The sequence below is a fragment of the Thermoactinomyces sp. CICC 10522 genome (assembly GCF_016055075.1).
In the GTDB taxonomy this organism is placed as follows: Bacteria; Bacillota; Bacilli; order Thermoactinomycetales; family Thermoactinomycetaceae; genus Thermoactinomyces_A; species Thermoactinomyces_A daqus.
In genome coordinates this window covers 1-1992 of record NZ_JAECVY010000048.1, presented here as the reverse complement: position 1 = coordinate 1992, position 1992 = coordinate 1, and the positions used below count along the sequence as shown (strand labels likewise).

Sequence of the window (1992 nt, the reverse complement as noted above, 5' to 3'; positions counted from 1 at the left end):
GATTGTGTCCGGACGGGACGCAGAGCCATGACTTTCATCTTTTAAAATATGATGCGAATATCATGTGTGGATCTCCTCCAAATCATATGGTCATGCCCCGGGCCCCAATAATCTTTCAGCAAATAATCAGGCTCACCCAATTTCTTTCGCCATATTTTCTGTGCATTGGGATATCCGCTGTCCGGACAAAATTCATTGATTCCCTTGTTAATCAGGGTGAGAATCATTACATTGAAGAGCAAAGTTCCAATTCTTGATAATCCGGATGAACAAACACAGTTCCTATCTCCGGCAATTCTTTCAATGTTCCATCTGTGCAACGGTTGATCAGCTCTCTCGGGGGACCGTATTCAATGGTGCTGATAATTTTTTGATTCTTTCGATCAAAGGTGGGGCTTCAGCGGTGGATGGCACAGGGAGAGTTTTTCTTGAGTAAAACAAAAGGAAAACCGAATTGGTTTAACGCATGGCGGCACCAATAAATGAAAAACCCAACACTGAATGAAGCTTTCATTAAAATAAAAAGACATGTATGGATTGAGTTCCATATCATGTCGTTTGCTGTAAATAAATGGTTTGTTGACTGAGTTAATTTTTTCTGAAATATCCCATGACCTCAATCGTTTGCGTGATATTGACAAACGCTTTGGGATCGGTTTCCTTGATCAGCTTTTTCACTTTGGCAAGTTCATAGCGGGAAATAATCATAAATAAAATCTTTCTTTTCTCTTTGGAGAAAGCTCCCTCACCGTCGACAATGGTAATTCCCCGGACAAAATTGGACAGAAGAACCTGTTTGATCTCCTCTCCTTTGCTGGTGATGATCATCAAAGTGAGTTTGACGTGACTGGTGTGGATCGTATCTGTCAATTTTCCTGCAGTGAAGATGGACAACAACGTATACAAGGCGATATCCCAACTGAACAAAAACCCCGAGATAAACACAACGATCGCATTCATGGCAAAAAGCAAATTCCCAAGGGGAAAATCTTTTTTACGGGTTAGTAATAAGCCAATGATATCGAATCCGCCTGTGGAACCCGAGGAACGAAAAATAAGTCCGTAAGAGACGCCGGCCAGCACTCCCCCGAACACTGTTGATAAAATCGGATCGGTAGACAGGGGCTTAACCGGGATATAGACCATGGCGATTGATGTCACGGCAACAGAAAAAATAGTATAAAACATAAATTTTTTTCCCAGCTTATAGGAGCCGATGACAAACAGTGGAATATTAAGCGCCAGGTTAATGATTCCCGTGTTAATGGGAGTCAGCAGTCCGATGATCATTGCGATTCCGGTCACACCGCTGCTCAAGACTTTGTGCGGCAACAAAAATGAATTGTAGGCAACCGCTCCGATGATCGATGCAAAAAAGATTGTGACGATTTTAGACAAATTCTCACCCCCTCCTCAAACAATATAGACATTATAGCGAAGTTGAGAAACTGGAACAATTGGAATATAAGAGATGCAGAAGCGGCAGAAGTAATTTTTTTCTTTCAGTAATTTTCTGTTTCATGGCTTACCTTATTTTTTCGCAACGGCTTTGTGAGAATGTTAATGAAAAGTACTTCAATCGGGGAGAATACTACTCATCCTGCATATTCAAAAACGATACGGGTTTTTATGTGAAATTGGGCCTCTGCCGTTCGGGGCACCATGGGGAAAGAAGACGGTTTTTACTGGACAGCACCATATAAAAGTATAAGTTTTTTTCTAAAAAGGTATTGACATCCTTGTTTGAGAGTTGTATAGTAGTTTCTGTTTCTGTTGCTGTTGCGACAAGAATTTATTACAACTGAACAAACCAATAAAAAAGTTGTTGACAAAATCAGTTCTGTTGTAGTAGAATATTCATTGCTGTCGCGTTAAAAACAGCGGCGATGGAGAGTGTTCCTTGAAAACTAAAGAGTGAAGCATGACCTGTTGATTCTTTTTGAGCTAGATCTTTATCGGAGAGTTTGATCCTGGCTCAGGATGAACGCTGGC

General features: G+C 41.0%; 1 protein-coding gene and 1 pseudogene. Both read right to left on the bottom strand.

The features are described from left to right. Positions 1-41: 41 nt before the first annotated feature. Positions 42-385 (bottom strand): annotated as a pseudogene (locus I8U18_RS17950) (GNAT family N-acetyltransferase); the annotation flags it as partial. A 203-nt stretch (positions 386-588) separates the two neighbouring features. Further along, positions 589-1398: a YitT family protein gene (locus tag I8U18_RS17485; RefSeq protein WP_198056617.1), complete on the bottom strand. Its 810-nt coding sequence runs from the start codon at positions 1396-1398 to the stop codon at positions 589-591. Positions 1399-1992 lie beyond the last annotated feature (594 nt).